The following is a 22,059-nucleotide window of genomic DNA, read 5'->3' as shown; positions in this document are numbered from 1 at the left end:
GAAAAGCGTTGCTTTTTGCAACGGAAGTTAAGCAGATTATATCGTCATTATGCGTGCGCATGAGCCGCAGAGCGGCAACCGTGCTACACTATCGCTTGTATGGCATCGATCACTCCTCCACGATTACAAAGTTTCAGGAATGACAACACGAGATTGCCACTGGAAAATTCTACTACCGTCCCCATATCGTGTTCCTGTGGACAAATGATTCGCGCAAAGCGCGACGCCACGGCACGAGATGGCACACGGGCCGCAACACCCAGCGAAGTCAATATTATTCCCATCCTGACACCGCCTGCTTCACGCAGGCCGCATCATCCGCCAGCCCGTGCGCCGCGCGCCAGGCTGGTGTGATTACCCAATATTAAAATTTACAGGAGCTCCATCATGGCAAAAGAAGAACTCATCGAAATGAATGGCGTCGTGGCTGAAGTGCTGCCGGACTCGCGTTATCGTATCGACTGCGAAAACGGCCACAAGCTGATCGCTTACACCTCGGGCAAAATGCGCAAGAACCACATTCGCATCATTGCCGGCGATCAGGTCAGCCTCGAACTGTCGCCGTACGACCTGAGCAAGGGCCGGATCACTTTCCGTCACCTTGGCAAAACCGGCGGCGCACCGCGCCCGCAAAACCGCGCAGCTCGCCGCTGATCGGACAACGCCACGCTTCGCAGCGTGGCGTTTTTACTTGTGCGACCGGTTTTCGGCCGGCGCACGGCATCGGTATTGCCCTGCCAGTCAGTATTGCCCCCTGCTTACTCCAGCTAGTAGTTCACCGGCAACGGCGCCAGGCGCCGCAGATGCAACGCAATCCCCAGCCCCACTCCCAGCAGCCCCGCCAGCAAGGTCACGACACCGGTCCACCCCCAGTGCTCGTAGACATACCCGCCCGACCAGCCCACCACGCTCGATCCCAGGTAATAGAAGAACAGATAGATGCCCGAGGCCAGCGCCTGCGGCGCCCGTGCGCGGCGCCCTACCCAGCTGCTGGCCACCGAGTGCGACGCGAAGAAGCCAAAGGTCGCCAGGCCCACGCCCAGCACGATGGCCACCAGCGAATCGGCCAGCGTAATCAGCAACCCGGCGATCATCAGCCCCATCAGGAGCCACAACACGTTGCGCCGCCCGAGCCGGTCGGCCAGCTTGCCAGCCCACATCGAACTGACGATGCCCAAGAGGTACAGCAGCGACAGCAACCCGACGGCGCTTGGCCGCAGGTTGAACGGCGCGCCCAGCAGACGGTAGCCGATGTAGTTGTACAGCGTGATGAACGCGCCCATCAGCAGGAACGACAGCGCGAACAGCCACGGCAGCCCCGGATCGCGCAAGTGAATGCGTACACCGGCGACAAAGCCGGGGCCGCGGGCCGGCAGCGTGGCGCCATGGCGCGAGGCTGGCAGGCTGCGCGAGAATTCCCACGCCGCGTACAGCCCGGCGGCACCCAGCACGCCAAGTGCGATGCGCCACGAGGCGAAATCGCTGATGAAGGCCGACAGCACCCGCCCCGTCATGCCGCCGAAGGCACTGCCGCTGATGTACATGCCCATCGACAGGCCAAGGGATGTGGGTTCGATCTCGTCGCCCAGGTAGGCCATCGCCACGGCCGGCAAGCCGCCCAGCATCAGGCCCATGCAGGCGCGCAGCGCCACCAGGTGGAGGTAGTCGGAGGCAAAGGCGCAGCCCAGCGTGAGGACGGCGCCGCTGAGCATCGAGCCGACCATGACCTTCTTGCGCCCGAAGCGCTCGGCGACGTTGCTGGAGCCCAGCAGCGCGAGAGCCAGCGTGGCGGTCGCCACCGACAGCACCAGACTGCTCTGCGCGGGTGACAACCCGAAGTCGCGGCCCAGCAGCGGCATCAAGGGCTGCACGCAATACAGCAGTGCAAAAGTGGAAAAGCCGCCAAACGCCATGGCGCGGTTGATGCGCCGGAACGCCGCGCTGCCGGCGGCAATGCGGGCGCCCGGCGCGCTCACCTGGCAGCCTTCATGGATACTCGGGATCGAGCTCCGACCCGGCGTAGTTTTCCATTTCGGCGAACAGCTGCTTCATCGTCGCCGTCGTGCCAATCAGTTGCAGCACCGTGCAACTGGCGCGGTAGGTGGCGATGCGCGCGGCGATCACGGGCTTGTGCGCCGGCGGCACGCGTGCCATCAGCTCGGCCCAGCCGGCTTCGAAGTCGGGATTGTGCTTGCGCACCGCCTTGACGAAGCGTTCAAACTCGCGCTGGCCGGTGCGCGCCGTGATGCGCGCGCCGCCTTCGGCCGCGAAGATGACCGCCATCGCGATCACGCCTTCGGCATTCAGGTCCGGATCGACGACCGCGCCCTCGTAATGGTGCTTGCGCAGCCACTCGGCCGCCTTGACGACTGCCTGGACTTCCTGACGCTGGCGCACCTGGCCCAGGTAGCGTTCGTAGCCCGACCACGTTTCGCCCGGATCGGCCGTGCAGATGTCGACGAACAGTTCTTTCAGGCGCCGCTGCGCATAGATCGGGTCGAGATCGTACTCGCTCACCAGGCTGTCCTCGGGCAGCGCGGCCAGCTCGCGGATCAGGCGAAAGCCCGCCTGGAACGCGTGCTCGGCGCCCTCCCCGATCAGGATGTCGAGCGCATCGAGGTCGCCCTCTTCCTCGGTCTGGATCAGGTGCTCGAGGCCCAGCGAGATGCCGCCGACCGTCAACAGCAGCGCGCGCCCGATGCCCTCGGCGGTGCGGTCGTTGGTGAACTTTTCGGCCACCATGGCGGTGATCCCCGACAGTTCGTCGGCCAGGATCGCTGCTTCATCGGGCGTGGCATCGACCGGCAGCAGCCGGATCGCGCGGATCAGCCGGGGCGGCTTTTCAATGACAATGGCAGGCAACATGCTGGGGCCTGCCGTCACGAAAAGATGTCCGAGCCCAGGCTGCGGCGCGGGCTGCGGCGCGGCATGCTGCGCACCGACGGCACTTGCTTGCGCAGGCGCAGCAGCAGGTCGCGGGTCGAGCGCTGCATGAATTCGGACTCTTCATCCGGATCGTCCGGCAGTTCGATTTCGGCCATCTCGGCGCTGTGCCTGAATTCCGGGAACAGCTCCAGCAGCGAACGCTCCCAGCCATCTTCGCTGGCCTTGGCCAGGTCGACCGCCAGCGGCACGATGTCGCTGTCGGCGCTTGTCTGGCCGCTCACGTAACGGCCCTTGGACAGGATTTCGCCTGCCACTTCGAGGATTTCGCGCGGGGCCAGCGACCACATGATCGCGAAGATCGTCGCGCCATGGTCGGTGGCCGATGCCGCTTCGAGCAGCTCGTTGCGGCGCTCTTCGTCGTCCTGCGCATACACCACGCCATGGACGTGGTTGAACAGGTTTTCGGCGATGCGCTCGGGATCGTCCTCGATCAGGTTGTCGGGCCAAGTCGCGGCGATGTAGGCCAGGCTGTCGGCCCAGGCCTTGGGCGGTACCAGCATCGTGGCCAGCGACGTCTTGCCGCCGTCAAAGCCGGCCAGGTGCAGCGCCGTCACCTGCGGTGGCAGGTCGCTGAGCACCTGCGCCACGGCGTAGTCGCCATGCTCGTCGGCCGCTTTCGAGAACACCTCTTCGGCGTGGTCGAGCGAGCCGGCCAGCACCAGGTCGCCCACCTGCTGCGTCAGGGCTGGCAGGTGTTCGTTCTTGCTGCCGGTGTCATCGCTCATCGCGGTCTCCTTCGTCGAACAGGCCGCTGAAGTCGTCGGTTGCTTCGCCGTCTTCATCGACATCGTCGCCATCGTCATTGCGGCCCAGCTGCTCGAGCGACTGGTCTTCATCGTCCCAGCGATTCTGGTTCTTGAACAGGAATGCGGTGATGATCGCCTGGCGCGCCAGCTCGGGGAAGTTGGTCGTCATCGCTTCGTACATTTTGGCGCCATCGTCGCCGGTGCATTCGGCCATCGCAAACACCTTGGCAGGGTCGCCGTCGGCGTAGTCGAGTGCTTCGCCCATCAGGCCCTTGGCGTCCAGGAAGCGGATCTTGTCGACCAGTGCGAAGGCCATCATGTTGACGTCGTCGATGCCGCCGCCGTCGGCGTATTCGGACACCAGGGCGTTCACCATCATGTCGTAGTTCTTGCGGTTCGGCGGGTCGCCCAGGGTGCCTTCGATCTGGCCTTCCAGTTCACGCGACTGGAAAGAGAATTCGGGATGTACGTTTTTCATAGTGTGTCCTGTAGATGGGTATGGCGGGCCGCATGCGCGGCCAAGGCGTCAGTGCGCGGGCAGGTTGACGCCGTTCAGGGCGAACAGCGAACGCCACAGCTCGAAGGCTTCGGCTTCGGCGTCGAGCACGATGCGGTGGTTCAGGCTCTGGTTGTATTCGTCGCGCCTGGCGCGGTCGGAGAGGATCTCGTAGGCCTTGCTCACCGCCTTGAAGCGCGCCTCGGCGCCCGGCGCCTGATTGCGGTCCGGGTGATAGCGCATGGCAAGCGAGCGGTAGACCTTCTTGATCTCGTCGTCGGTGGCATTCGGGGCCACGCCGAGGATCGCATATAAATTTTCCAACAGAAACTCTCCCGGCGTCAGCCGTCTGGCAATGAATCACGGTTTAAAGAGAGATTATCCTATAGAAAAGGTTCGACGGGGCGCGGGTGCCTGCTTTTGCGGGATGGCGGTGGCAGCAGGCAGGGTAACGACGAGGGCATGCTACAGGGTCGCTGTCTACGGTAAAATGCCCGACACCTTACCCTCCCAGAACTATCTCATGAGCAACGACAAGAATTCCCCGGCGCCGGGCAACGCACCGTCGTCGAACTTTGTGCGTGCCATCGTCGAATCCGACCTGGCCGCCGGCACGCATGCCCGTGAGGGCCTGCCGCCCGTGATCACGCGCTTCCCGCCCGAGCCGAATGGCTACCTGCACATCGGCCACGCCAAATCGATCTGCCTGAACTTCGGCCTGGCGCGCGACTACGGCGGCCTGTGCCACCTGCGTTTCGACGACACCAATCCCGAGAAGGAAGACCAGGAATACGTCGACACGATCATCGACAGCGTCAAGTGGCTTGGTTTCTCGTGGCAGCAAGACGGCCAGGAACACCTGTACTACGCCAGCGACTACTTCGACCAGCTGTACGCGATGGCCGAGTACCTGATCCAGAACGGGAAAGCCTACGTCGACAGCCAGAGCGCCGAAGAGATGGCGAAGAACCGCGGCAATTTCGGCACGCTGGGCACCAACTCGCGCTTCCGCGACCGCCCGACCGAAGAATCGCTGCAGCTGTTCCGCGACATGAAAGCCGGCAAGTACAAGGATGGCGAGCACATCTTGCGCGCCAAGATGAGCGAAGACGCGATGTCGTCGCCGATCATGACGAACCGCGATCCGGCCCTGTACCGCATCCGCCATGCGCACCACCACCGCACGGGCGACGCCTGGTGCATCTACCCGATGTACGACTACACGCACCCGATCTCGGATGCGATCGAAAACATCACGCACTCGCTGTGCACGCTGGAATTCCAGGATCACCGCCCGTTCTACGACTGGCTGGTCGAGACGCTGGCCGAGGGCGGCTTCTTCAACAAGCCCGTGCCGCGCCAGTACGAATTCGCGCGCCTGAACCTGACCTATGTCGTGACCTCCAAGCGCAAGCTGCGCGCGCTGGTCGACGATGGCACCGTCACCGGCTGGGACGACCCGCGCATGCCGACCATCGTTGGCCTGCGCCGCCGCGGCTACACGCCCGAATCGCTGCAGCTGTTCTGCGAGCGCATCGGCGTGTCGAAAGCTGACGGCTGGATCGACATGAGCACGCTCGAAGGCGCGCTGCGTGATGATCTCGACCCGAAAGCGCCGCGCGCCATTGCCGTGCTGCGTCCTTTGAAACTCATCGTCGACAACTTCCCTGAAGGCGAGTCGCACGAGTGCAGCTCGCCCGTGCACCCGCACCATCCCGAGATGGGCAAGCGCACCTTCCCGTTCACGCGCGAACTGTGGATCGAGCAGGAAGACTTCATGGAAACGCCGGTCAAGGGCTACTTCCGCTTCACGCCGCCGCAGGGCGACCTGCCGGGCAGCCGCGTGCGCCTGAAGTATGGCTACGTGGTCGAGTGCACGGGCTTCGACAAGGATGCCGACGGCAACGTCACCGCCGTGCACGTGAAGTACTTCGAGGATTCGAAGTCGGGCACGCCGGGCGCGGACAACTACAAGGTCAAGGGCAACATCACGTGGGTCAGCGCCGCCAGCGCGCTGGAAGCCGAAGTGCGCCTGTATGACCGCCTGTTCCTGGACCCGCAGCCGGACGCCGGCGGCAAGGACTTCAAGACGGTGCTCAATCCGAACGCGCTCGAGACCATCACCGCGTATCTGGAACCGGGCCTGAAGGACGCCGTGGGCGACCAGCGCTTCCAGTTCGAGCGTCATGGCTACTTCGTGGCCGACCGCGTCGATTCGACGCCGGGCAAGCCGGTCTTCAACCGGGTGACGACGCTCAAGGACAGCTGGGGCAAGTAAGCAGCGGGTTCTACAGCCGGTCATGTAACCATCCGGTCATGTAACGATGTCATCCTCCGGGCATCTTGATGACCGGAGTAATTGCATGACCCGTCCAATGCATCACCGCGCCGCCACCTGCGCGGCGCTTTCCCTGCTGGCCCTGCTGGCAGGCTGCAGTCCCGGCGACAGCGACGCCCCTGTCGTCACGCAGCCGGTGCAAACACCGGCACCGGCACCAGTGCCGGTGAGCACCGCCGTCGCCTTCATGAGCGACGTCCACTTCCAGAATGTCTACGGCGACTTCAAGAGCAGCCAGTTCGCCGGGATCCCGACGAAAGACGGCAGGAACGCGACCATCCGCACGATGTATGCGCAGCTGACTTCCACGCGCCTGTTCAACGAAAACTACTTCGCCTTCTACGCCGCACTCGACGACGCCTATGCCAAGGGCATCCGCGTCGTTGCGCTCCCGGGCGACTATACCGACGATGCCCAGCCGATGAACGTCGACGGTATCGCCGAGATCATGAAGCAGTACCAGGCCAAGGGCATGCGTTTTTTCATCGCACCCGGCAACCACGACCCGGTCGAGCCGTTTGACGACAACGAAGCGGGCAAGAACGACTTTCTGACCAAGGACGGCAAGGAACAGAAAATCTACGCCACAGGCAATCCAGCGTGCATCGCCAAGGACCCGACGGTGATCTGCACCGACCAGGTCATGGAACAAGGCACCGAACGCCTGATGGTCAAGATGGGCGAATTCGGCTTCATGCCGAACAAGGCCGACCTGCTGTGGGAAACCCCGTTCAGCAAGTACGACGCCGGCAAATACACGTATGACGCAGCCCTGGCGCAGTCTGGCGGCAAGAGCCGCGAATTCGAGATCTGCGCCGAAGGCTCGGGCGGCTCTTATAAAGCTGCTGGCGAGGCCAAGCTCGGCAAAGCCTTCACCAAGTGCACGAAGCTGATCGACACGACGTATCTGGTCGAGCCGGTCAAGGGCCTGTGGCTGCTGTCGATCGACGCCAATGTGTTCGTGCCGAACGCGAAGTTCGATCCGGCCAACCCGACCAGCTTCAAGGGCTTCGACGGCGCTGGCAACGCCGGCTGGAACAAGGTGATCACCCACAAGATGTTCCTGATGGACTACATCAAGTCGGTCGCCGCGCGCGCCAAGGCCGAGGGCAAGCAGCTGATGGCCTTCTCGCACTACCCGACCATGGACTTCTACGCCAACCAGACGCAGGCCATGAAGGACGTGTTCAAGTCGGGCGCGTTCCAGACGGCGCGCGTGCCGGACGCGAGCGTCGCCAATGCCGTGGCGGCCACGGGCCTGCGCCTGCACGTGGGCGGCCACATGCACTTCAACGGCACCAACGACCACACCGATGGCAGCGGCAACTACCTCGTCAACGTGCAGTCGCCGTCGCTGGCCGTGTATGGCGCCGCCTACAAGGTCGTGACCTACAAGGATGCCGAGACGATCGACGTCCAGACCATGCCACTGTCGACGGTGCCGCGCTTTGCCGAACTGTTCCCGCACTACGTGGTCGAAAACGATTACCTCAAGGGCAGCTCGGTTAACGCCGATGTCGCCAAGCGCTGGGACCGCAGCATCCTCGACACCCGCTCGTACGGCGAATTCACGCACCAGTACTTCGGCGAACTGTCGCGCCTGCGCTTCATGGACGAGTACTGGCCGTGCGAGATGAAAGAAGCCGCGATGGCCCTGAACGGCAAGCAGATGCTGATCCTGTCGCAACTGCAGACCAAGGTCACGCTGGCGCAACTGAAGGACGCGCCCGGCATTCTGCCCTTGAGCGCCGCATGCGCCGCCGCCGGCACGCCCCAGACCACCACGGTTGCGGCCTCGACGCTGGCCACCGACTGGCAGGACGCCACGGTGCGCGCCGAACGCCTGGCCACGGCCGCCGGCCTGCGCCTGGACGACTTTGCGAACCTCACCCCGTACGCGTTCTACGGCGACTTCCACCGCACCGTGTATGCGGGCGAACTGGCCCTGCGCGACATGGGCCAGGCACGCGTGAACCAGTACAAGGTGCTGATGGCGGCGTTCCCTGCCTCGCCAGCGCCGATCGTGCGCATCGGCGACAAGCCGTCCGACCAGAACCCGGTGCACGTGCCGTTCCAGCAGCAGTTCAAGGGCGTCTTTGCTATTCTCAAGGGCCTGGGTTCAGCCAAGCCGAGCGACCATTTCACGGTCGACCTGAAGGGCAAGAAAGTCAGTAACGCCAGCAACAACGGGCTGAGCTTCAACTAGGCCGGCCCACGCCAACTGTGTCACGGCGCCCCGCTCGCAACGAGCCGGGCGCCGTGTTCTCATCAAAGAGCCGGCAGATTGCAGAACCTAGTAAACCTGCTAGCTACGGTAGAGGCCGACAATGCTTAGCGTGGAAACATGCGACACGCGCGCACGTCCACAACCAGCCTCACGTTCGTGAGATCCGCCATGCATCCAGACCGCCAAGCCGGGACGTTCGTACCCGCCGCCATGATCGTCGGCGTGGTGCTGTCGCTGGCGTTCGGGGCCGGCGCCTATTGTGCGACGTCCGGCGCGATCGAAAGCGATGCGCAGACACGCTTTCGCGCCATGGCGCGCGCCGCCCAGAACAATATCGACGCCCGGATCAAGAGCTACAGCGACGTGCTGCGCGGGGTCGCCGGCCTGTTTCGCGCCGAACCCGATACCAGCGCCGCCCAGTTCCACCAGTATGTCGGTGAACTCGACATCAAGCGCCACTTCCCCGGCATCGTCAACATCAACTACGCGCGCGCGGTGCGCGCCGACGGCCTGCCGGCGCTGAACGATGAGTTGCAAAAGCGCCTGGCGCGGCGCGGCGTCGCGCACACCCCGTTGCTGACGGCGCCGGATCGCGATACCTACACGGTGCTGGTGTACATGGAACCATTACCACTGAATCTGCTCGACCGGCTGGGGCTGGACCTGGAAGCGCGCGGCACGACCCGGCGCTCGCTGGCCGTGGCGCGCGATACCGGCAGCTTGAGCGCCTCGGGCACCCGCATCGCCTTGCGGCCGGGCCCCAACCAGAGCGCGCTGGCGCTGCGCCTGCCGGTCTACCGCAGTGACCTGCCCAATGACAGCGTACAGGCACGGCGCCTGGCGTATATCGGTTCGGCCGGTCTTGGCTTCGGCCTTGCGCCGCTGGTCGCCGGTGTGCTCGATGAATTTCCCGTCAAGGGCGTGCGCCTGGTGCTGACCGAGCTGACCGCACTGGCGCCCGAACCGGGCGAAGCGCCGCCGCGCGCCGTGCTGTACGACAGCCTGGCCACGAGCGCCCGACCTAATCCGGCCACCCCGCAGACCGACGACGGGATCTTTGCGGCCAGCCTGCCCATTGAATTCAACCAGCGCGTCTGGCGCGCCGACTTCAGCATTCCCAGGTCCGACATGTACACCCGCTTCGACATGTATTACCCATGGCTGGCAGCGCTTGCGGCCGGCATGAGTACCGCCCTGCTCTACGCGCTGTTCCAGACGCTGGCTTCGTCGCGCCGCAACGCGCTGCGCATGGCCGAGGAAATGACGCGCGAACTGCGCGCCTCGCAGACCAAGCTGCAGGCCAGCCATGAAAAACTGCGCCTGCTTGCCGCCCACGCGGAGCAGATCAAGGAAGGCGAGCGCAAGCGCATTGCGCGCGAAATCCACGACGACCTGGCGCAGAACCTGCTGGCGCTGAAAATCGAGGCCGAACTGCTGGCCAACCGTACCCGCGGGGCGCAGCAGCGCCTGCACGCGCGCGCCGCCGCCACGGTGCGCCAGATCGACGTCACCATCCGCAGCGTGCGCCAGATCATCAACGACCTGCGGCCGAACGTACTCGACCTGGGCCTGTCGGCCGCCGTCGACTGGCAGGTGGCCGACTTCGCGCGCCGCACCGGCATCACCTGCGAGCTGGTGGACGACGATGGCGAGCACCGCATCGATGACAACAGTGCGACCGCGTTCTTCCGCATCCTGCAGGAGTCGCTCAACAACGTGGCGCGCCACGCGCGTGCCACCGAGGTCGGCATCACGCTGCACCAGCATGCCGGCATGCTCACCATGACGATCCGCGACAACGGCGTCGGCCTGCAGCCGGGCAGCCGCAACCGCCACGGCTCCTTCGGCCTGGTGGGCATCGAGGAACGCATCGCCATCCTGGGCGGCTCGTTCTCGATCAACAGCAGCGGCATGGGCAGCGGCACCACGATCGTGGTCAGTATTCCGGTGGATGGTGCTCCAGGGGCCGGTACCCCGGCGGCAGCTGGCCCTGGCCTGCGCACTGACAGCACCCCAATCTCGCCCGTCGCCGCCTGAGGCGTCCCCTTTCCCAGCAACGGTGACGACGTCGCCCGTCACCGCGCTCGTCCATGCTCCCAAGTTTGATCTAGCGCAACTGCTGAGCTGAGCCAGCGCATGACAATGGCTGTGTCTGTCACAGGTCAATACCACCGGAATTTCCCGATAATGCGCTACGGAAATACCGCCTCAAACACCGTGACAGCCGCCAGCATTGTCCGATTCATCCACAAACATACACGAGGTGATCATGATGTCGACCCATACCGAATACGCCGCTTTCGAGGCGCTTGACCTGAATCCGATCAAGATGAAGCTGATGCACGAAGCGTCCGGCGAAGGCTGGTCCGAAATGCGCACCAACGCCGTGGAAACCGAATACCGGCGTTTCCTGTTCCTCATGAAAAAGTACCCGGATGCCGGCGCCTCGCCAACGGTCGATGTCGACACCTTCTGGCACTACCACATCCTCGACACCATGAAGTACGCGCGCGACTGCGAGGCCGCCTTCGGCTTCTTCCTGCACCACTATCCGTACGTCGGCATCGCCGCCGGCACCGAAGGCGAGCATGTCCAGGCGGGCGAGCGCATGCGCGCGCTGTACGAGGCCGAGTTCGGTGTCGTGGTCAGGGGCGACGCTGCGTTCTGCGCGTCGCCAGGCAAGCCGGCCGGCGCCACCGCGTTCTGTGCGTCCCCGGGCAAACCGGCAGCCGCAGCGAATGCCACCGCCTTCTGCGCCTCGCCTGGCAAGCCGGTCGCCAGAGGCACAGACAGCACCTTCTGCGCCTCACCGGGCCTGCCGGCCCTCATGACGAGCAAGATCGCATTCTGCGCGTCGCCCGGCAAGCGGGCATAGGCGACGGCGTGGGTTAGCGCCGCAGGCGCGCCAGCGCCGTGGCGACGTCCGGGTACTGCAGACGCACGCGCAGCTCGCGCCGCAGGCGCGTGTTGTCGAGCTGGCGCGACTCGGACATGTACGACAGCAGCACCGGCGAGACCAGCTGCGCCAGTTCGGCGCGCGGCAGGCGCGGTGAGCGCGGCATGCCGAAGGTGTCGGCCACGGCGTCGAAGTAGTCGGCCATCTTCATGCGCGTGTCGTCGACCGCGTGATAGACCCGCCCGGACCGGCCGCGCATCAAGGCCAGCAGCACGATGCGGGCCAGGTCGTCGGCGTGGATATGGTTGGTGTACACATCGTCCTCAAACCGCAGCGCGGGCGTGCCCTGCTCCAGCCGGCGCAGCGGCAGCCGGTCGGCGGCATAGATGCCTGGCACGCGCAGGATCGACAGCGTCGCACCGGCCACCAGGGCCCACGCGCGCAGGATGCGCTCGGCGTCGACACGGCGCCGGGCACGCCCGTTCTTCGGTGCCACCGGCCGGTACTCCTTCACCAGCGCCCCGCCGCAATCGCCATACACCCCGCTGGTGCTCACATACACGATGCGGCGCACGTCGCCCAGCGCCGCCACCAGGTGGCGCGTGCGGCGGTCGGTATCGCCGTCGGGCTGGGGCGGGGCCAGGTGCAGCACCCACGGCGCCAGATTGCGCAGGCGCGCCAGCGTTGAAGGCTGGTCGAGGTCGGCGACAACCGGCACCGCACCGGCCGCGCGGAGTTCGGCGCAGCGCTCCGGCTGGCTGGTCAGTGCAAACACGCGGAAGCGCCCGGCCAGCAGTGGCAGCAGGCGCATGCCGACGTCGCCGCAGCCGATGATCAACAGGCGCGGACGGGCAAAAGCGGGGCGGGATGGCATGGTCATGGAAGAATCGCGGGGTCGTGGAGGCGGCAACTGTAGCACAGGGCGCGCCCGGCAAAACAAGGGCGGGTGTAGAATGGCGGCCTCTCGCCGCACGCCGGCGCACCCCACCAACCACCCGCGTTCGCGCCCCAACTTCTTCATTCGCATGACCTTCCAGATCACCGTCCAGCCCAGCGGCAGCCAGTTCGGCTGCGAAGCCGATGAAACCGTCCTGGCCGCCGCCATCCGCGCCGGCGTCGGCCTGCCGTATGGCTGCAAGAATGGCGCCTGCGGCTCGTGCAAGGGCAAGGTGCTCGATGGCGCCATCGAGCACAAGCCCTACCAGCAGCGCGCCCTCTCCGACATCGAAAAGACTGCCGGCATGGCGCTGTTCTGCTGCGCGATGCCGTCGGCCGACCTGGTGATCGAAGCGCGCGAAGTGGGCGGCAGCTCGGATTACCCGCTGCGCAAGATGCCTACCCGCGTTGCCGGCATCCGCAAGGCCGCGCCGGACGTCGCCATCGTCAACCTGCAATTGCCGGCCAATGAATTGCTGGCCTACCGCGCCGGCCAGTACATCGAATTCCTGCTCAAGGACGGCAAGCGTCGCGCCTACTCGATCGCGAATGCGCCGTCGTTCGAAGGTCCGCTCGAACTGCATATCCGCCACCTGCCCGGCGGCCTGTTCACCGACCACGTGTTCGGCGCCATGAAAGAGCGCGACATCCTGCGCTTCGAAGGCCCGCTCGGCACGTTCTTCCTGCGCGAAGATTCCGACAAGCCGATCGTGCTGCTGGCATCCGGCACCGGCTTCGCACCGGTCAAGGCCCTCGTCGAGCACCTGATGCACCTGAAGTCCACGCGCAAGGTCACGCTGTACTGGGGTGGCCGCCGCCCGCAAGACCTGTACATGGACGAATTGTGCCGCGCCTGGGAAACCACGCTGCCCGACTTCACCTACGTGCCGGTGATTTCGGATGCGCTGCCCGAGGATGCCTGGACAGGCCGCACCGGCTACGTGCACGCAGCTGTCGTGCAGGACATCATCGACCTCTCCGGCCACCAGGTGTATGCCTGCGGCGCACCGCTCATGGTCGATGCGGCGCGCCGCGACTACGTGGCGCTGTGCGGCCTGCCCGAAGACGAATTCTTCGCCGACGCGTTCACGACCGCCGCCGATCTCGCCAGCCAGTAAGGGTCCATGCCGCTGATCTCACCGACCGGGCGCCTGGGTGTCCTGCGCAACCGCAACCTGGCGTTCTACCTGTCGGCGCGCTTTCTCGCCACCTTCGCCGTGCAGATGCAGAGCGTGGCGATCGGCTGGCAGGTGTACCAGATCACCGGCAGCCTGTTCGACCTGGGGCTGATCGGCCTGGCGCAGTTTGCGCCGTTCCTGGTGCTGATCCTGTGGGCCGGCCATGTGGCCGATCGCTACAACCGGCGCCTGATCGTGCTGTGCTGCATGGCCGTGCAACTGCTGTGCAGCGCCATGCTGATTGCGTTCACGGCCAGCGGCAGCACGACCGTGTGGCCCGTGTTCGCGATTCTGGTGCTGTTCGGCAGCGCGCGCGCCTTCATGATGCCGGCCTCGCAGGCGGTGCTCAAGAACCTGGTGCCGGACCGTGACTTCAGCCAGGCCGTGGCGCTGGGTTCCTCGACGATGCACGTGGCGATGATCCTCGGCCCGATCGTGGGCGGCCTGCTCTACGTGCTGGGACCGCAGACGGTGCACATGACGGCCGCCTCGCTGCTGGCACTGGCGGTGCTGCTCATGACGAACACGCGCACCATCGCGCAGGTGATCAACAAGGCGCCCGTCAGCTGGCACACGCTGCTCGAAGGCTTGCGCTTCGTGCGCTCGCGCCCGATCGTGCTGGGCGCGATTTCGCTCGACCTGTTCGCGGTGCTGTTCGGTGGGGCGACGGCCCTGCTGCCGGCCTACGCACATGACATCCTGGGCGCCGGGCCGTCCGGCCTGGGCTTCCTGCGCACCGCGCCGGGCATGGGCGCGGCCCTGTGCTCGGTCGCGCTGGTGATGTTCCCGATCACGCGCCGCGTCGGCGCCTGGATGTTCGGCGGCGTTGCCCTGTTTGGCGTGTGCGTGATCGTGCTGGGCCTGACCGACCACTTCGCGGTTGCCTTCGGCGCGCTGTTCCTGCTGGGCGTGGGCGACATGGTCAGCGTGTATATCCGCCATCTGCTGGTGCAGTACGAAACGCCCGACGATATCCGCGGACGCGTGAGCGCCGTGAACTCGGTGTTCATCGGCGCCTCGAACGAGCTCGGTGAATTCGAGTCCGGCGTCACGGCTGGCTGGCTGGGATTGACCCGCGCGATCCTGCTCGGCGGCGTGGCGACGCTGGTCGTGACGGGCGTGTGGGCGATGCTGTTCCCGGTGCTGTCGCGGATGGACCGTTTTCCGCACCATGAGGCAGCGCGCGAAAAAGACGTGGTCTGATGGTCGTATGCCGGGTCGAGCACGGTTGGCGGAGCGGACGCGGTAAAAATCGCGGGGCGTGTAAGATAAAGCCATAACGATTACAGGAGCCATCCATGCAGATCAATGTCAATACCGATAACACCATCACCAAGCACCAGGGCCTGGACGAGCACGTGGATACCGTCGTGCGCGCTTCCATTGGTCGTTTCAGCGAGCAAGTGACCCGCGTCGACGTTCACCTGAGCGACGAAAACAAGGAAAAGAAAGCGGACGGCGGCAACCACTGCATGCTCGAAGCGCGTCTGGCCGGCGTGGCGCCGATCGTCGTGCACGATCACGCGAACGACCTGCACCAGGCCATCAACAACGCCAGCGGCAAACTGGCCCGCGCACTCGACAGCACCATCGGTCGCCTGCACGACAAGCATCGCCATACTGCCGTTCCGGTGGTCGGCGCTGACGGCGAGATCGATCCGACGGCCGACAAGCACCTGACCGATAACTGATCGGTACCTGCACTACCCTGCGCCCGCCATGGGCGCAGGGGCAATACCAACGCCGCACTCAGCGCGGCGCACCTTCCAGCATTTCCCGCAACGTCTCCAGATAATTCACACCGGCCAGCGCGCGGCTGCCATACCACGACAGCATTTCGCCATCGACCAGCAGCACGGGAATGCCGATCTGTTTTTCCAGTGCGTCCACATGCGCCTGCGTAAAGCGATAGGGTTCGGTCGACAGCAGCACGGCGTCAAGCTCGTCGACCAGGCTGTCCGACCACGTGAAGCGCGGGTAGCGGTCTTCGCCAAGGTGCGGCACGCGCCAACCGAGCTCGGCCAGCATCGCAGCGATATAGGTATCGGCCGAGATGCTCATCCACGGATCCTGCCAGATGCAGTACAGCACCGTGCGTGATGGACCGGCAGGCCGGGCACGCAGCGCGGCCAATGCCTGTGTGAATGCGGTGCACCAGGATTCGGCGGCATCCTGCACGCCGAAGATACCGCCCAGCAGGCGGGCCAGCGCCAGATTGTCCTGCGGCGCGACCGGATGCGTGACGATCACGTGTGGCACGAACTCCACCAGCGCGTCGTAGGTCGGTCGCGTGTTTTCATCGAGATTGACGACAACATGGGTCGGCGCCAGGGCACGAATCTTGTCGAGATTGACGTCCTTGGTGCCGCCGACCTTGGGAATGGCGGCAACGAGCGCCTGCGGATGAATGCAAAACCCTGTGCGGCCGGCAAGCTGCGGTGCCAGGCCCAGGTCGCACAGCAATTCGGTGATCGACGGCACGAGGGAAACGATGCGCGCGCCGGGCGCCGGCAGGTGCACCTGGCCCAGCGCGTCGGTCAGTTCAGTGGTGCTGGATGTCATGTGAAGATGTCGTCATGATGGTTTAAGTTTCGCCAAACGCGCAAGGGTGGCACAATCGGCTATGATCCCGCTGATGTAATAACACATGCAATCACGCATGCCAACGCGGCATACCGCTCGAGGACTCACTTGGAACAGATCGGCACCTTCGGCACCAGCCGTACCAATATCAACGACCTGCAACTGTTTCGCGACGAAACCGACCCTGGCGTCGCCGCGATGCTGGCCGACTGCGCCATCGTGCGCGTGCCGCAGGGCGAGCGCATCGACGACAGTGGCCAGGCGCACCTGTATATCGTACTCTCGGGCCAGCTCGAAATCGAATCGGACGCGCACGCAGGCGACGAAACCGGCACCACCCGCGTCTTGCCAGGCGAGAGCGTCGGCGACCAGGCCGTGCTGGACGATGCCGCGAACCTGGCGGCCATGACGGCGCTGGAAGACAGCGAGCTCCTGGTGATCGAATCGAGCGTCGTCTGGACGCTGATTGACCACTCGAGCGTGCTGGCGCGCAATCTGCTGCGCCTGCTGTCGTTCCGTATCCGCACCACCAATGCGCTGTTGCGCCGCCGCCAGAAGCTTGGCGAATTCTACCGCCAGCTGTCGCTCAACGACCCGCTCACGGGCCTGTACAACCGCGCCTGGCTCAATGACATGCTACCGAAGCTGGCGGCGCGCGCAGCGCGCACTGGCAGCGGCCTGTCGATCGTCATGATCGACCTCGACCATTTCAAGCAATTCAACGATACCCACGGCCACATCATTGGCGACGTGGCGCTGTCGGCCGCAGCGAGCCTGATCCGCGATGCGCTGCGCCCATCCGACTTCGCCGTGCGCTTCGGCGGCGAGGAAATGCTGGCCGTGCTGCCCGACACCGGCATCGAACTGGCCACGATGGTGGCCGAGCGCCTGTGCCAGCGCCTGCGCGACACCGTGGTGTTTACCGACATGCGCGTGGAACTGCCGCACCTGACCGCGTCGTTCGGCGTGGCCAGCCTGGGCGAGAACGGCGACGAGTACGCACTGATGGCGGCGGCCGACGCCGCCCTGTACCGGGCCAAGGAAGCCGGACGCAACCGCGTCTGCAACTAGCATCCAACGCCGTCCCGCACGGACCGTGACGCCGGGCCGTGACGGGACGGCGCATCTGTGCCACCATGTCGCCGACGCTGTGATTGCAGCCAAGACAACAACAAGACATGAGCCCGCATACCTTCCTTTGGCACGACTACGAAACCTTTGGCGCGACCCCGCGCCGCGACCGCCCCGCCCAGTTCGCCGCGATCCGCACCGACGCTGAACTCAACGAGATCGGCGAGCCGATCATGCTGTACTGCCAGCCGGCCAATGATTTTTTGCCCGATCCGGAATCGTGCCTGATCACCGGCATCCTGCCGCAGCACTGTCTCGAACACGGCGTGCCCGAGCACGAGTTCGCGCGCCAGATCGAGGCCGCGTTCAGCCAGCCCGACACGATCGGCGTCGGCTACAACACGATCCGCTTCGACGACGAAGTCACGCGCTACCTGTTCTGGCGCAACCTGATCGATCCGTACGCGCGCGAGTGGCAGCACAACTGCGGCCGCTGGGACTTGCTCGACGTCGTGCGCATGGTGCATGCGCTGCGCCCGGACGGCATCGTGTGGCCGACCCGCGACGATGGCAAGCCGAGCTTCAAGCTGGAACACCTGAGCGCTGCCAACGGCCTGGCACACGAGGCCGCGCACGATGCGCTGTCGGACGTGCGCGCGACCATTGCGCTGGCGCGCCTGATCCGCAGCAAGCAGCCGCGCCTGTTCGACTTTTGCCTGGAGCTGCGCCGCAAGGACCGCGTCGCCGCCGAGATCGGCCTGCACCAGGCCCCTGAAGCGCGCCAGCCCTTCCTGCACGTGTCCGGCATGTTCCCGGTCGAGCACGGCTGCCTGGCCCTCGTCTATCCGCTGGCGCAGCACCCGACCAACAAGAACGAAATCCTGGTCTGGGATTGCCGCTACGATCCGTCCGAACTGTTCGCGCTGGACGCCGAGACGATCCGCACGCGCATGTTCACGCGCACCGACGACTTGCCGGAAGGCGTCACGCGCCTGCCGATCAAGAGCGTGCACTTGAACAAGTCGCCGATGCTGGTGGCCAATCTCAAGACGCTGCAGCCTAAACTGGCCACGCGCTGGGATATCGATCTCGAACAGGGCCGCGCACATGCCGCACTGGCCGCTGCCGGCCCCGACCTGCGCGCCGTCTGGGCGCAGGTGCTGCAAAAGCCGGCATCCGGCACGCCCGTCGATGTGGATGAAGATCTGTATGGCGGCTTCGTCAGCAAGGATGACCGGCGCCAGCTGGAATCGATCCGCATGCAAAAACCCGCGGCCCTGACCGGCAAGCGCGTCAGCTTCGAGGACGAGCGCCTCAACGAACTGCTACTGCGCTACCGGGCGCGCAACTTCCCCGAGACGCTGTCGGAAGAAGAAATGCAAACCTGGGAGGCGCACCGCGCAGCGCGCCTGTTCGAGGGCGCCGGCGGGGCCAGAACGATCGATCAATTGTTCCAGGAGATCGATGCCTTGTCGGAGACGGCCGACGAGCGGGCCGAGGCGATTCTGGGCGCGTTGTACGACTATGCAGAAATGATCGCGCCCGAACTGCACTGAAAGTCGACGAAACGTAGGGTGGACGGCTTGGCCGTCCACCCTACCGCCATTACGTCATTACGCCGTTACGCCGTTACACCAAACAGCGCGATGGTTTCATCAAGCCGCGTTACGCGCCGCATTGATCGCGTCGCGCGTTTCCGTCGCCACGCGCCGCGCTGCCTGCGCGAAGTCTTCACCATCCTGCGGCGTCGCATACAAAATCGCACGCGACGAATTGATCATCATGCCGGCGCCGCCCGCCGTGCGGCCGGCCTTGACGGTCGCCTCGACGTCGCCGCCCTGTGCGCCCACGCCCGGAATCAACAGCGGCATGTCGCCCACCAGTGCGCGCACCTGCGCGATCTCTTCCGGGAACGTGGCGCCCACCACCAGCGCGCACTGGCCGTTGCGGTTCCATTTGTCGGCCACCAGTTGCGCCACGTGCTGGTACAGCGGGCGCCCGCCCACGTCCAAAAATTGCAGGTCGGAGCCGCCCGCGTTCGACGTGCGGCACAGCACGATCACGCCGCGGTCCGGCCAGGCCATGTACGGCTCGACCGAATCGAAGCCCATGTACGGATTGACGGTCACCGCATCGGCGCCGTAGCGGTCGAAGGCTTCGCGCGCATACTGGTGCGCGGTCGCGCCGATGTCGCCGCGCTTGGCGTCGAGCACCAGCGGGATGTGTGGATACGTCTCGCGCAGATAGGTGCAGATTTCTTCGAGTTGGTCTTCGGCGCCCAGCGCGGCGAAATAGGCGATCTGCGGCTTGAAGGCGCAGGCCAGGTCGGCGGTGGCGTCAATGATCGCCTTGCAGAACTGCACGATCGCATCTGGTTGGCCGGTCAGGTGCGCCGGGAAGCGCGCCAGGTCCGGGTCGAGGCCGACACACAGCAGCGAATCGTTGCGGGTCCATGCAGCCGCCAGTTTTTGAATGAAAGTCACTTCGAGCCCCTTGTATCCGAATAATTGCAAACCCATTATTGTACCCGCCGCCATGCGGTCCCCTGCCCCTCGGGGTTGCAGGAACACCAATTGCGGCGCGTTTCAGGTATATTTTGATTATTCGACAACTTGCACGGACCTTTACTGCCATGACTACGACCTTTATCTCCCGCTGGACCCGCCTGCTCGGCAGCGCCATCCTCGCCGGCGTCCTGCTCTCGGGCTGCGGCTACAACGATTTCCAGACCAAGGATGAAGCGACCAAGGCCGCCTGGAGCGAAGTGGTCAACCAGTACCAGCGCCGCGCCGACCTGATCCCGAACCTGGTCAACACGGTCAAGGGCTATGCCTCGCACGAACGCGAAACGCTTGAGGCCGTCACGCGCGCCCGCGCCTCGGCCACCAGCTTCCAGATCACCCCGGAAGTGCTGAACAACCCGGAAGCGTTCCAGAAGTTCCAGCAGGTGCAGGGTGAACTGTCGAGCGCGCTGTCGCGCCTGATGGTGGTGTCCGAAAAATACCCGGACCTGAAAGCCGACACCAGCTTCCGTGACCTGGCCTCGCAGCTCGAAGGCACCGAGAACCGCATCACGGTGGCCCGCCAGCGCTACATCGCCTCGGTCCAGGACTACAACGTAACCGTGCGGCAGTTCCCGAAGAACCTGACAGCCATGGTGTTCGGCTACGAGACCAAGCCATCGTTCACGGTGGAGAATGAAAAAGCGATCTCGACCGCACCAGCAGTCGACTTCGGCAAGTAAGGCTGGCGATGACGGCCTTCCTGCGCTTGTTTTCCACGCTCCTGTTCGCAATGGCGACGCTGCTCGCCGGTGCGGGGACGGCCCATGCCCAGCTCAAGGAGGTGCCGAAGCTCACCACGCGCGTGACTGACCAGGCCGGCATGCTCGACGCCACCCAGCGCCAGCGCCTGGAAGCCGTGCTGGCCGACTATGAGGCCAAGACGGGCAGCCAGATCGCCGTGCTGCTCGTCAAATCGACCGAACCCGAAGCCATCGAGGCCTACAGCATCCGCGTTACCGATGCCTGGAAACTGGGCCGCAAGGGCGTCGACGACGGCGTGCTGCTGGTTGTTGCACCTGGCAACCCATCGGCGCTGCGCCGCCTGCGGATCGAGGCTGGCCGTGGCGTACAGGGTGTGCTGACCGACGCCCAATCCAAGCGCATCCTGCAGGACGTGATCGCGCCGCATTTCCGGGAACAACATTATTACGAAGGCCTGGTGGCCGGCGTGGGCGCCATCGCCACGCTGCTGAACCAGGAAGCCTTCCCGGCACCTGCGCAGCAAGCACCACAACGACAGGAAGCTGCGGGCGGTGGCGGAATTCCGTTGATCGCCATCTTCGCGATCCTGATCGGTGCCTTCCTGCTGCGCTCGGTCTTCGGCGGCAAGCGCGGCCGTACGGTTGCCAGCAGCCGTGGCCGTTCGAACTGGGGTGGCGCGACGACCGGCTTCATTCTCGGCAATATCATCGGCAATATGAGCAACGGTGGCGGCGGCGGCTTTGGCGGCGGTGGCGGCGGCGGTGGCTTCGGCGGCGGTGGTTTTTCTGGTGGTGGTGGCGGCTTTGACGGCGGCGGCGCCTCGGGAGACTGGTAATGGGATCGATCGCACAAAAAATGACACGCGCGTGGCGCCACGCCACCAGCAGCGCGGGCGAAGCGCGGCGCGCGTTTCCTGAAGCGACGCTGACGGCAATTGCCGAGGCCATCGATGCCGGTGAGCGCACTCACCGCGGCGAAGTGCGCCTGATCGTCGAGAAGGCCCTGCCCTTCGACGCGGCCTGGGACGGCATCACCAACCGCCAGCGCGCCCTAGCGCTGTTCGCCGACTATGGCGTGTGGGACACCGAAGACAATTGCGGCGTCCTGATCTACGTGAATTTGGCCGAGCACAAGATCGACATCGTGGCCGACCGGGGCATCGACCGCAAGATCGACGCCGCCACCTGGCAGGCGGTGTGCCGCACGATGACGGCAGGCTTCAAGGGCGGGCACTTCCATGACGCCACGCTGGCGGCAGTGGCGCAGGTCAATGACCTGCTGCACCAGCACTTCCCGGCCAGCGGCGAGCGCACCAACGAGTTGCCTGACCGGCCCATCATGCTCTAGCAGCAGTAGAATGGCGGCTTTTGCCACAG

At 65.1% G+C, this 22,059-nt stretch carries 21 protein-coding genes; 13 read left to right on the top strand and 8 right to left on the bottom strand.

Annotated elements, in window-relative coordinates; genetic code table 11:
* Positions 1–387 precede the first annotated feature (387 nt).
* A complete protein-coding gene (infA, locus tag AC56LW_RS08835; protein WP_183549881.1) occupies positions 388–654 on the top strand; it encodes a translation initiation factor IF-1 in 267 nt (88 codons plus the stop codon).
* 113 nt (positions 655–767) lie between these two features.
* Here infA and AC56LW_RS08830 read toward each other — a convergent pair whose 3' ends face one another.
* The 5 genes from AC56LW_RS08830 to AC56LW_RS08810 are packed head-to-tail and all read right to left on the bottom strand — an operon-like array spanning position 768 to position 4,512.
* Positions 768–1,976: an MFS transporter gene (locus AC56LW_RS08830; protein ID WP_499633548.1), complete on the bottom strand. Its 1,209-nt coding sequence runs from the start codon at positions 1,974–1,976 to the stop codon at positions 768–770.
* Between the two features lie 10 nt (positions 1,977–1,986).
* The gene (locus tag AC56LW_RS08825) at positions 1,987–2,865 is read right to left on the bottom strand and encodes a hypothetical protein (protein ID WP_499633546.1); all 879 of its coding nucleotides are present in this window, start codon (positions 2,863–2,865) and stop codon (positions 1,987–1,989) included.
* 14 nt (positions 2,866–2,879) lie between these two features.
* A complete protein-coding gene (locus tag AC56LW_RS08820) occupies positions 2,880–3,671 on the bottom strand; it encodes a hypothetical protein (protein WP_183549872.1) in 792 nt (263 codons plus the stop codon).
* On the bottom strand, positions 3,661–4,170 hold the full coding sequence (locus AC56LW_RS08815) for a hypothetical protein (protein WP_332530404.1): 510 nt from the start codon (positions 4,168–4,170) through the stop codon (positions 3,661–3,663). Before AC56LW_RS08815 ends, AC56LW_RS08820 begins: the two co-directional genes overlap by 11 nt.
* A 48-nt stretch (positions 4,171–4,218) precedes the next feature.
* On the bottom strand, positions 4,219–4,512 hold the full coding sequence (locus tag AC56LW_RS08810) for a DnaJ domain-containing protein (RefSeq protein ID WP_332530403.1): 294 nt from the start codon (positions 4,510–4,512) through the stop codon (positions 4,219–4,221).
* Positions 4,513–4,711: 199 nt separating this feature from the next.
* On the opposite strand from AC56LW_RS08810, the gene AC56LW_RS08805 reads away from it, so the two are divergent.
* The 4 genes from AC56LW_RS08805 (at position 4,712) to AC56LW_RS08790 (ending at position 11,628) form a co-directional block, all read left to right on the top strand.
* Positions 4,712–6,466 carry a glutamine--tRNA ligase/YqeY domain fusion protein gene (locus AC56LW_RS08805; protein WP_332530402.1) on the top strand — a complete coding sequence of 585 codons (1,755 nt, stop codon included), beginning with the start codon at positions 4,712–4,714 and terminating at the stop codon, positions 6,464–6,466.
* 85 nt (positions 6,467–6,551) lie between these two features.
* The gene (locus AC56LW_RS08800) at positions 6,552–8,732 is read left to right on the top strand and encodes a metallophosphoesterase (RefSeq protein ID WP_499633544.1); all 2,181 of its coding nucleotides are present in this window, start codon (positions 6,552–6,554) and stop codon (positions 8,730–8,732) included.
* A 189-nt stretch (positions 8,733–8,921) separates the two neighbouring features.
* Positions 8,922–10,790: a sensor histidine kinase gene (locus AC56LW_RS08795; protein WP_499633542.1), complete on the top strand. Its 1,869-nt coding sequence runs from the start codon at positions 8,922–8,924 to the stop codon at positions 10,788–10,790.
* Between the two features lie 232 nt (positions 10,791–11,022).
* Positions 11,023–11,628, top strand: a complete 606-nt coding sequence (locus AC56LW_RS08790) for a glycine-rich domain-containing protein (RefSeq protein WP_332530399.1) — start codon at positions 11,023–11,025, stop codon at positions 11,626–11,628.
* 13 nt (positions 11,629–11,641) lie between these two features.
* Here AC56LW_RS08790 and AC56LW_RS08785 read toward each other — a convergent pair whose 3' ends face one another.
* The gene (locus AC56LW_RS08785; RefSeq protein ID WP_499633694.1) at positions 11,642–12,523 is read right to left on the bottom strand and encodes an NAD(P)H-binding protein; all 882 of its coding nucleotides are present in this window, start codon (positions 12,521–12,523) and stop codon (positions 11,642–11,644) included.
* A gap of 151 nt (positions 12,524–12,674) precedes the next feature.
* Between AC56LW_RS08785 and AC56LW_RS08780 the strand changes: the two genes are divergently transcribed.
* The 3 genes from AC56LW_RS08780 to AC56LW_RS08770 all read left to right on the top strand — a co-directional run bounded on the left by AC56LW_RS08780 (position 12,675) and on the right by AC56LW_RS08770 (position 15,454).
* Entirely contained in the window at positions 12,675–13,703 is a 1,029-nt protein-coding gene (locus AC56LW_RS08780) for a CDP-6-deoxy-delta-3,4-glucoseen reductase (RefSeq protein WP_499633692.1), read from the top strand.
* Positions 13,704–13,709: 6 nt separating this feature from the next.
* Entirely contained in the window at positions 13,710–14,966 is a 1,257-nt protein-coding gene (locus tag AC56LW_RS08775) for an MFS transporter (protein WP_499633540.1), read from the top strand.
* Positions 14,967–15,061: 95 nt separating this feature from the next.
* Positions 15,062–15,454 (top strand): HPF/RaiA family ribosome-associated protein, encoded by a 393-nt coding sequence (locus tag AC56LW_RS08770; RefSeq protein WP_499501372.1) that lies wholly within the window; start codon positions 15,062–15,064, stop codon positions 15,452–15,454.
* 58 nt (positions 15,455–15,512) lie between these two features.
* Here the strand turns inward: AC56LW_RS08770 and AC56LW_RS08765 are convergent, their stop codons facing one another.
* Positions 15,513–16,325, bottom strand: coding sequence for a helical backbone metal receptor (locus AC56LW_RS08765; protein ID WP_499633538.1), 813 nt, complete (start codon positions 16,323–16,325; stop codon positions 15,513–15,515).
* Positions 16,326–16,454: 129 nt separating this feature from the next.
* Here AC56LW_RS08765 and AC56LW_RS08760 point away from each other — a divergent pair, with 129 nt between their 5' ends.
* Both AC56LW_RS08760 and sbcB read left to right on the top strand, forming a co-directional pair.
* Positions 16,455–17,417: a GGDEF domain-containing protein gene (locus AC56LW_RS08760; RefSeq protein ID WP_499633537.1), complete on the top strand. Its 963-nt coding sequence runs from the start codon at positions 16,455–16,457 to the stop codon at positions 17,415–17,417.
* A gap of 107 nt (positions 17,418–17,524) precedes the next feature.
* Positions 17,525–18,973, top strand: a complete 1,449-nt coding sequence (sbcB, locus tag AC56LW_RS08755; RefSeq protein WP_499633535.1) for an exodeoxyribonuclease I — start codon at positions 17,525–17,527, stop codon at positions 18,971–18,973.
* A 99-nt stretch (positions 18,974–19,072) separates the two neighbouring features.
* On the opposite strand, the gene pyrF is transcribed toward sbcB, so the two are convergent.
* Positions 19,073–19,900 carry an orotidine-5'-phosphate decarboxylase gene (gene pyrF / locus AC56LW_RS08750; RefSeq protein WP_499633533.1) on the bottom strand — a complete coding sequence of 276 codons (828 nt, stop codon included), beginning with the start codon at positions 19,898–19,900 and terminating at the stop codon, positions 19,073–19,075.
* Positions 19,901–20,049: 149 nt separating this feature from the next.
* On the opposite strand from pyrF, the gene AC56LW_RS08745 reads away from it, so the two are divergent.
* The 3 genes from AC56LW_RS08745 to AC56LW_RS08735 are packed head-to-tail and all read left to right on the top strand — an operon-like array spanning position 20,050 to position 22,030.
* On the top strand, positions 20,050–20,661 hold the full coding sequence (locus AC56LW_RS08745; RefSeq protein WP_258836249.1) for a LemA family protein: 612 nt from the start codon (positions 20,050–20,052) through the stop codon (positions 20,659–20,661).
* A gap of 8 nt (positions 20,662–20,669) precedes the next feature.
* The gene (locus AC56LW_RS08740; RefSeq protein ID WP_499633531.1) at positions 20,670–21,518 is read left to right on the top strand and encodes a TPM domain-containing protein; all 849 of its coding nucleotides are present in this window, start codon (positions 20,670–20,672) and stop codon (positions 21,516–21,518) included.
* Complete coding sequence (locus tag AC56LW_RS08735) at positions 21,518–22,030, top strand: TPM domain-containing protein (RefSeq protein ID WP_332530390.1); 513 nt, start codon at positions 21,518–21,520, stop codon at positions 22,028–22,030. Before AC56LW_RS08740 ends, AC56LW_RS08735 begins: the two co-directional genes overlap by 1 nt.
* Positions 22,031–22,059 lie beyond the last annotated feature (29 nt).

The organism is Telluria sp. LT2P80 (genome assembly GCF_059685955.1).
Note: the sequence above shows the minus strand (reverse complement) of the source record. Positions and strands in the feature narration are given on the sequence as shown.

Coding starts and splice junctions, on each gene's coding strand:
- infA (WP_183549881.1), top strand. CDS start 388: ATGGCAAAAGAAGAACTCATCGAAATGAATGGCGTCGTGGCTGAAGTG.
- AC56LW_RS08825 (WP_499633546.1), bottom strand. CDS start 2,865: ATGTTGCCTGCCATTGTCATTGAAAAGCCGCCCCGGCTGATCCGCGCG.
- AC56LW_RS08820 (WP_183549872.1), bottom strand. CDS start 3,671: ATGAGCGATGACACCGGCAGCAAGAACGAACACCTGCCAGCCCTGACG.
- AC56LW_RS08815 (WP_332530404.1), bottom strand. CDS start 4,170: ATGAAAAACGTACATCCCGAATTCTCTTTCCAGTCGCGTGAACTGGAA.
- AC56LW_RS08805 (WP_332530402.1), top strand. CDS start 4,712: ATGAGCAACGACAAGAATTCCCCGGCGCCGGGCAACGCACCGTCGTCG.
- AC56LW_RS08800 (WP_499633544.1), top strand. CDS start 6,552: ATGACCCGTCCAATGCATCACCGCGCCGCCACCTGCGCGGCGCTTTCC.
- AC56LW_RS08795 (WP_499633542.1), top strand. CDS start 8,922: ATGCATCCAGACCGCCAAGCCGGGACGTTCGTACCCGCCGCCATGATC.
- AC56LW_RS08790 (WP_332530399.1), top strand. CDS start 11,023: ATGATGTCGACCCATACCGAATACGCCGCTTTCGAGGCGCTTGACCTG.
- AC56LW_RS08785 (WP_499633694.1), bottom strand. CDS start 12,523: ATGCCATCCCGCCCCGCTTTTGCCCGTCCGCGCCTGTTGATCATCGGC.
- AC56LW_RS08780 (WP_499633692.1), top strand. CDS start 12,675: ATGACCTTCCAGATCACCGTCCAGCCCAGCGGCAGCCAGTTCGGCTGC.
- AC56LW_RS08775 (WP_499633540.1), top strand. CDS start 13,710: ATGCCGCTGATCTCACCGACCGGGCGCCTGGGTGTCCTGCGCAACCGC.
- AC56LW_RS08770 (WP_499501372.1), top strand. CDS start 15,062: ATGCAGATCAATGTCAATACCGATAACACCATCACCAAGCACCAGGGC.
- AC56LW_RS08765 (WP_499633538.1), bottom strand. CDS start 16,325: ATGACATCCAGCACCACTGAACTGACCGACGCGCTGGGCCAGGTGCAC.
- sbcB (WP_499633535.1), top strand. CDS start 17,525: ATGAGCCCGCATACCTTCCTTTGGCACGACTACGAAACCTTTGGCGCG.
- AC56LW_RS08745 (WP_258836249.1), top strand. CDS start 20,050: ATGACTACGACCTTTATCTCCCGCTGGACCCGCCTGCTCGGCAGCGCC.
- AC56LW_RS08740 (WP_499633531.1), top strand. CDS start 20,670: ATGACGGCCTTCCTGCGCTTGTTTTCCACGCTCCTGTTCGCAATGGCG.
- AC56LW_RS08735 (WP_332530390.1), top strand. CDS start 21,518: ATGGGATCGATCGCACAAAAAATGACACGCGCGTGGCGCCACGCCACC.